General features: G+C 42.5%; 7 protein-coding genes and 1 rRNA gene. 3 read left to right on the top strand and 5 right to left on the bottom strand.

Annotated features, from left to right (window positions below):
* Nucleotides 1–103: ribosomal RNA gene (rrf, locus tag GYX26_RS04345) — 5S ribosomal RNA — on the top strand; the annotation flags it as partial.
* A gap of 149 nt (nt 104–252) precedes the next feature.
* Here rrf and GYX26_RS04340 read toward each other — a convergent pair.
* The 5 genes from GYX26_RS04340 to GYX26_RS04325 all read right to left on the bottom strand — a co-directional run bounded on the left by GYX26_RS04340 (nt 253) and on the right by GYX26_RS04325 (nt 3,971).
* On the bottom strand, nt 253–606 hold the full coding sequence (locus GYX26_RS04340) for a tRNA (cytidine(34)-2'-O)-methyltransferase (RefSeq protein ID WP_238791226.1): 354 nt from the start codon (nt 604–606) through the stop codon (nt 253–255).
* 1 nt (nt 607) lies between these two features.
* Nucleotides 608–730, bottom strand: coding sequence for a hypothetical protein (locus GYX26_RS11545; RefSeq protein ID WP_255453839.1), 123 nt, complete (start codon nt 728–730; stop codon nt 608–610).
* A gap of 128 nt (nt 731–858) precedes the next feature.
* Nucleotides 859–1,890: an AI-2E family transporter gene (locus tag GYX26_RS04335; protein ID WP_174828246.1), complete on the bottom strand. Its 1,032-nt coding sequence runs from the start codon at nt 1,888–1,890 to the stop codon at nt 859–861.
* A gap of 181 nt (nt 1,891–2,071) precedes the next feature.
* On the bottom strand, nt 2,072–2,662 hold the full coding sequence (locus tag GYX26_RS04330; protein ID WP_174828245.1) for a DJ-1/PfpI family protein: 591 nt from the start codon (nt 2,660–2,662) through the stop codon (nt 2,072–2,074).
* A 568-nt stretch (nt 2,663–3,230) separates the two neighbouring features.
* Entirely contained in the window at nt 3,231–3,971 is a 741-nt protein-coding gene (locus GYX26_RS04325) for a carbonic anhydrase (RefSeq protein WP_174828244.1), read from the bottom strand.
* Nucleotides 3,972–4,112: 141 nt separating this feature from the next.
* Here GYX26_RS04325 and GYX26_RS04320 point away from each other — a divergent pair, with 141 nt between their 5' ends.
* Together GYX26_RS04320 and GYX26_RS04315 are read left to right on the top strand one after the other, a co-directional pair.
* Entirely contained in the window at nt 4,113–5,258 is a 1,146-nt protein-coding gene (locus tag GYX26_RS04320) for a methionine aminotransferase (RefSeq protein WP_202984281.1), read from the top strand.
* A gap of 46 nt (nt 5,259–5,304) precedes the next feature.
* Nucleotides 5,305–5,817, top strand: a complete 513-nt coding sequence (locus GYX26_RS04315; protein ID WP_174828242.1) for a ClbS/DfsB family four-helix bundle protein — start codon at nt 5,305–5,307, stop codon at nt 5,815–5,817.
* The last annotated feature ends 193 nt before the right edge of the window (nt 5,818–6,010 follow it).

The raw sequence follows: 6,010 nt of genomic DNA, 5'->3' as shown, positions 1-6,010 counted from the left end.
ATAGCGGGTTGGTCCCACGCCTTCCCATCCCGAACAGGACCGTGAAACGACCTAGCGCCGATGATAGTATGGATGCCCATGTGAAAGTAGGACACCGCCAGACTCCCCATAAGAAGAACCCGGTTGAAAGATCAGCCGGGTTTCTTGCTTTGGCTAAAGGCTAGAAGGCAATGATTATGGATGCCTGATACAAAACATAACAGCAGCCTTGGTGCTGCTGTTTGTATTTGTGCTTACTCTGTATAGAGTGAATTAGCCAAGCCCATTAAAATCCTGCTGCCGTAATGCCTCGTACAGCACAATTGCGGCAGCATTGGAGAGGTTCAGAGAGCGGATATGCTCCGACTGGGGAATACGCAGGCAGTTATTGCTACGTGCCCGAGCGAATTCTGTGGGCAGGCCAGTTGTTTCGCGGCCGAATAAAAAATAAATCTCCTGTGAGCTATTACTAAAATCAAACTCAGTGTAATTGCGCGTGCCATACGTTTCTATTAAATATACCTGTGCATTAGTTTGAGCTTCCGTCATCTCTATAAAGGCTTCCAGACTGTCATGGTAATGAATGTCTACGTGAGGCCAGTAATCTAGCCCGGCGCGTTTGAGCATTTTAATGCAGGCTGGTATGAGTACCAGCACAGGTACGAGCGATGTTGCCGGTATTGGCGGGTATTTGGGGCTGGTAGAGAGCAATGTGCCAGCGTGATATGCAGGGGATATGACTGGATAACATGTACGTTCTAAACAGAGTTGTTCAGCAATACAACCAAATAAAAGCACCTCTGATGAGGTGCTTTTTTAGTAAACATTTCTTGATAAATAGTCGAGTTTTAATGCAGAAAGAAGAATTGATGGGCTGAATTAAATGATTTTGAGCTGTTTTAGTGATAGTTTCAAAAAGGCATAGAAAATAGGGGCAAATACTAAGCCGATTACGCCAAACAGGGTTTCGGAAAGTACCATGGCGATAAGCAGCTCACAGATGCCGGCATGGATTTTGGTGCCTACTATTTTGGCATTCAGTATATATTCGATTTTGTGAATAATGATTAGGTATGTCAGTACGATTACGGCAATCCAGAATGAAATGGTAAAGGCAACCAAACACATGATGGTATTAACTATCAGATTGCCGATGATGGGTATCAAGCCAAGTATGAAAGTGGCAAGTATCAGGCTTTTACTAAATGGCAGATGGATGCCGAATAGGGGTAAGACAATAAGCAGGAAGAGGGCAGTCATGATGGTGTTAAACAGGGCGATCATGACTTGTGAGAATGCGACGTACTGGAATACCAGTATCAGGCGGTCGAGGCCATCTTTTAGTGCCTGCATGTAGATAGTGGAAGTGGATGGAGTTTCGGTGATGTTGCGTTTATTTTGTTGATAGCCCGCTATTAAGCCGATAATCATACCGATGATGATGATAAGTAGTGAGTGGAATAGCTGTTTGATTACCGACTGAAGATATAGGACATGTTCTTTGATGAAGTTTAGCGCATTGGCACGTAGCTCAATCAGGTTATCGGGCAGATAATTACTCAGTTCTTTAGGCAAGGAGTTGGCAATGCTGTTAAATAGGTTTTGAATGTGGGTGAGGGTTTGTTGCGGGTCTTTTGCTACGCTGATGACCCAGCTGATGAGATAGCCAAAGCCGCCAATGAGTAAAACCATGATGAGCAGTGAGAGCAGTAATACGGAAAACAGTTTTGCTTTGTTACCCCAGCGGTGCATTTTTCTGGCCAGAAAATCTTCGAGCTTCTGGGTAAGGGTATAGGTGAGTAAGCCAGAAATAACCCCGGACATGAGGTGTATCTGCATAAACATGATAAAAAATATTGAATACAGTACTACGAAAAACAGGCCAATTTTTTGTTGTTCGTTTAACAGCATGGTTTATTCCTGGTTAGTTCCGATTGGGTAGTTTGGGGTTAGTTATGGTACTGCGGGCTGGTATTATTCTGTGTAAATAAAAAAGGATTGGATTGCGGATAAATCAGGTTGGCGATTTTTCTGCTCCAATATGATAATGCTTTATGTGTTATTTAACTATTGCTGGTAGGGCGGGTGTGCTTTATTTCGAACAAAATTCATCCTGCTGGCTGTCCTGCTGCCAGTGATATTCGATTCTGGTTGCAATTTGTTGGGCGGTATTTTTGTCGACTCTGTCTTGTACGAATGCTAAGGCCATGTCCATGCCGGCACTGATACCGGAAGAGGTATAGTATTTACCGTCTGTTATCCATCTGGCTTTTTCTACCCAATGTGTTTGTGATGATGAGGTTTTTACCCAATCGAAGGCACGTTTGTTGGAAGTTGCCTGTCGTCCATTGAGTAATCCTGTTTTGGCCAGCAGGGCACTGCCGGTGCATACGGTTAGTACATACTGGCTTTTTTGTGCCAATAACTTTAGCTGGTTAATAAAATCGGTGTGCTGAATCAGGATGCGGGCGCCCTGTCCGCCGGGGATAAAAAGTGTGTCAATATTTGCTGGGATGGCAGTAAAGCTTTCGGTAGCAATGCACACGCCATCCTGATTGCTGATTGAGCCACCGGTTTGGGAGTAAAACTGTATATTCCAATCTGGTACTTTACCAAATATTTCTACAGGACCGAATACATCCAGTGTTTCAAAATTTGGATAGAGTAGAGTGGTAATTTGCATGTGTTTTTCCTTTGTAGCAGGCTATAGGGATACAGAAAGCCCGTAGGTCGAGTTAAGTAGGTTGATTGGTAAATAGAATAACATTTTCTCTGGTTGAGGGCTGGCTAATTTGTAAGGTGATTATGGGGATTGTTGTAATTAGGCCTGTCTGAGTGTTTTTTATCTGAGTTGGTAGATAGAGAATATGTTGCAATCAGAATGATAAATTGAGGCCGAAATGTATAGCGCGGCCGGATTCGGATACGGTTTTACCTAAATAGGGGTAATATTATTTATTGGTTGTTGATGGTGAGGTTGAGTGTGGTGCCTTGTTGTTGCCACAGTTGCTGTGAGGGCATTTGCTGTTGTGGCTTCACGGTTGATGTAATAGGCTAATATATCGAACAGCCAGTTATTATTTTGGACGAACGATTCATTGAGGCAGTTGTTCTGAATCTTGTTACTAGTATGGAAATATTTAATTAGTAAACTAATATTTTCGTTGAGATACAGGAAATAGCTAGTGTCAGATATATAAAACAGTCAGGCGTTATGTGGCCAGGCCTGACTGTTAGTTAGTTGTATGGATTTAGTTGTTTTCGATGATGCGGTTGTTGAGTGGCTGGATAGGCCGATTATTATTTTTGGCCAGATAATGGGAGATGTCTTCGATTTCTGCTTTCGACAAGGTAATGGGCTGCCGGAATAATATCCATGTTACTGGTTCGCTGCATGGCGGGGTGGTCAGTGAGCCGGTATAGCGGTAGTAACTACGGTTGTGCGGGTAAAGTTGTTCAGGATTAAATAAAATGTCGGTGTTTTCATTGCCATTTTGAGCCAGTTGTTTGAATACAGACAGCTTTTCAAAATAGGAGTTTTCTTGGCCTTCCTGCACAAATACGGTAACTACAAGATTACTGTGATCGGCTGCCTGATGGACAAAGTGTAATTCCAGTGGATAGCGTACACCATTGATGGTGTGCTCGGCTGGTTCATGGGCGTGAAACTGAACCAGTGTGTAGGTTTTGCTGTTGTAGGTAAGGGTGCTGTTTGGGGCGAAGTAAAAATGAACTGAATGGCCGCTGTTGGCTATTTTGTTAATGTTGGCATGACGATAGTTAAATTTCAGTTTGGGTAATTTCCGGTTGGTTTTGCTGGCCAATATATCAATCGGGGATTGGGTTTTGCCAGTGGCGCAAGTTTGCGCATCAGCCATTTTACCCCAGTTTTCCGGGGCATTATCGCCTTGATAACCCCAGTGGGCATGTTCGGCCATGGCCGGGGTAGTCAGACCAAGATTAAGACATAATACTAAAATAATTTTTTTCATAATGTGAGTACTGTTGGTTTATGAGGTTATTGGGTTTATTCCTACTTGGTAACTAATTGTACTATTTTTGTTTTGAAATATAAATTTATTGTTAAGTTAAGTATGTGTCTATATGATGTTTCTTTTTTTCTGGTGTAAATGATGTTGACTCTGGACTCTAAATTACCAGCTGTAGGGACAACGATTTTTAGTGTGATGTCGGCACTGGCGGCAGAACATGGGGCGCTGAATTTGTCACAGGGATTTCCTGATTATGCGGTTGATCCGAAGTTAATCGGGCTGGCTGAGCATTATTTAGGTGCTGGTAATAATCAATATGCGCCGATGACTGGTGTGGCTGTGTTACGTGAGCGTATTCAGGCGAAGTTTCAGCGGGTGCATGGGCTGACTGTCGATGCTGAGCAGGAAATTACGGTTACTGCGGGGGGAACTCAGGCGATTTTTACAACCATTGCTGCGCTGATTCGCCCGGGTGATGAGGTAATCAGTTTTGAACCTGCTTATGATTGCTATGCACCAGCAGTAACCTTGTTTGGTGGAAAAATGATACCAGTACGGCTGACTGCGCCGGAATTCGCTATAGACTGGGATTATGTTAAATCATTAATAACGCCGCGTACGCGACTGATTATTGTGAATAATCCGAATAATCCGGCTTGTCGGGTATTCAGTATGGCTGACATTGCTGCTTTGGCAGAGGTAGTGCAGGACAATAATGTTTTTGTGTTAAGTGATGAGGTGTATGAGCATCTGGTTTTTGACGATATTCAGCCACAAACTCTGTTAAAACATCCGTTGTTGCGCGAGCGGACTTTTGTTGTTGGTTCGTTTGGTAAGCTGTTACATGCAACTGGTTGGAAGGTAGGTTATTGTGTGGCTGCACCGGCACTCATGGCTGAATTTCGCAAGGTGCACCAGTTTAATGTGTTTAGTGTGCATACACCCACGCAATATGCTATTGCCGATTATCTGGCCGATGCGTCACACTATGAAAATTTAGGCCGGTTTTTCCAGCAGAAACGTGATTTTCTGCTGGCCGGTTTGCATGATTCGCGCTTTAGGGTGTATGTGCCTCAGGGAACGTATTTTATTGTGCTGGATTACAGTGCCATCAGTTCTGCGCCAGAAAATGAGTTTGTGCGTGAGCTAGTGATTAAGCACCGGCTGGCCACAATACCTTTGGCAGCATTTTATCATGATGGTTTTAGTCAGCAGTGTGTGCGGGTATGTTTTGCCAAGCGACAGGAAACACTGCAACAGGCAGTAGAATTATTGTGCGCGGTATAGAACAGAATAGTGAGAAATATGCAGAATAGACCATTGGGAGGAGATTATGGCAATACCTGAATCCAAAAATGAATTAATAGAAGCGATTAATAAGAATTATGCATTGTTAATCAAAAAATTGATGTCTGTTCCTGCGCAAAAGGCATTTGAACCTCTTATGCAGGGACATGTTAAAGGCAGTATGATGAGTGTGGCACAATTGGTTTCTTATTTAATTGGCTGGGGAGAATTGGTATTGTCTTGGCATGCTCAGGAAGAGAAAGGGCAGGAAATCATTTTTCCTGAAGTTGGTTTTAAATGGAATGAATTAGGACAATTAGCGCAGAAGTTTTATTGTGACTACAAAAATATAGATGATTATAATGCGTTACTTCGTCTTTTGGACAAAAATAAAAATGACATAATCAAGCTCATTGAAGGCCTTAGTAATGAAGCTTTATATGGGGTTACTTGGTGTGGTAAATACACGCGAGGACGAATGATTCAACTGAATACATCTTCTCCGTATAAAAATGCGTCCGGTCGATTGGCGGCATTACTTAAAAAGCTTGGTAGTTGAGTTGTTCAGTTTTTTTAAGTGAAATTTAATTAGGTCTGACTGGTTAATAAATAATAGCAAATAGCTGAAACAATTCGAGTTGAAGAGTATATTTTTCTTTTTATTACATCGAATAATACCTAGCCTATTATATTTAAGCCCCAATTTGCCATACTCTTTGTGGTCATGAAAACTGCCAGATCAGTGAGCACAG

The organism is Snodgrassella sp. ESL0253, from assembly GCF_013344965.1.
Lineage (GTDB): Bacteria > Pseudomonadota > Gammaproteobacteria > Burkholderiales > Neisseriaceae > Snodgrassella > Snodgrassella alvi_B.
The sequence above is the reverse complement of the archived record's forward strand: the minus strand, read 5'-3'. Positions and strand labels throughout refer to the sequence as shown.

Excerpts from the sequence above, each read along its gene's own strand:
- GYX26_RS11545 (WP_255453839.1), bottom strand. The coding sequence starts at position 730 with ATGTTATCCAGTCATATCCCCTGCATATCACGCTGGCACATTGCTCTC.
- GYX26_RS04325 (WP_174828244.1), bottom strand. The coding sequence starts at position 3,971 with ATGAAAAAAATTATTTTAGTATTATGTCTTAATCTTGGTCTGACTACC.
- GYX26_RS04320 (WP_202984281.1), top strand. The coding sequence starts at position 4,113 with ATGTTGACTCTGGACTCTAAATTACCAGCTGTAGGGACAACGATTTTT.
- GYX26_RS04330 (WP_174828245.1), bottom strand. The coding sequence starts at position 2,662 with ATGCAAATTACCACTCTACTCTATCCAAATTTTGAAACACTGGATGTA.
- GYX26_RS04335 (WP_174828246.1), bottom strand. The coding sequence starts at position 1,890 with ATGCTGTTAAACGAACAACAAAAAATTGGCCTGTTTTTCGTAGTACTG.
- GYX26_RS04315 (WP_174828242.1), top strand. The coding sequence starts at position 5,305 with ATGGCAATACCTGAATCCAAAAATGAATTAATAGAAGCGATTAATAAG.
- GYX26_RS04340 (WP_238791226.1), bottom strand. The coding sequence starts at position 606 with ATGCTCAAACGCGCCGGGCTAGATTACTGGCCTCACGTAGACATTCAT.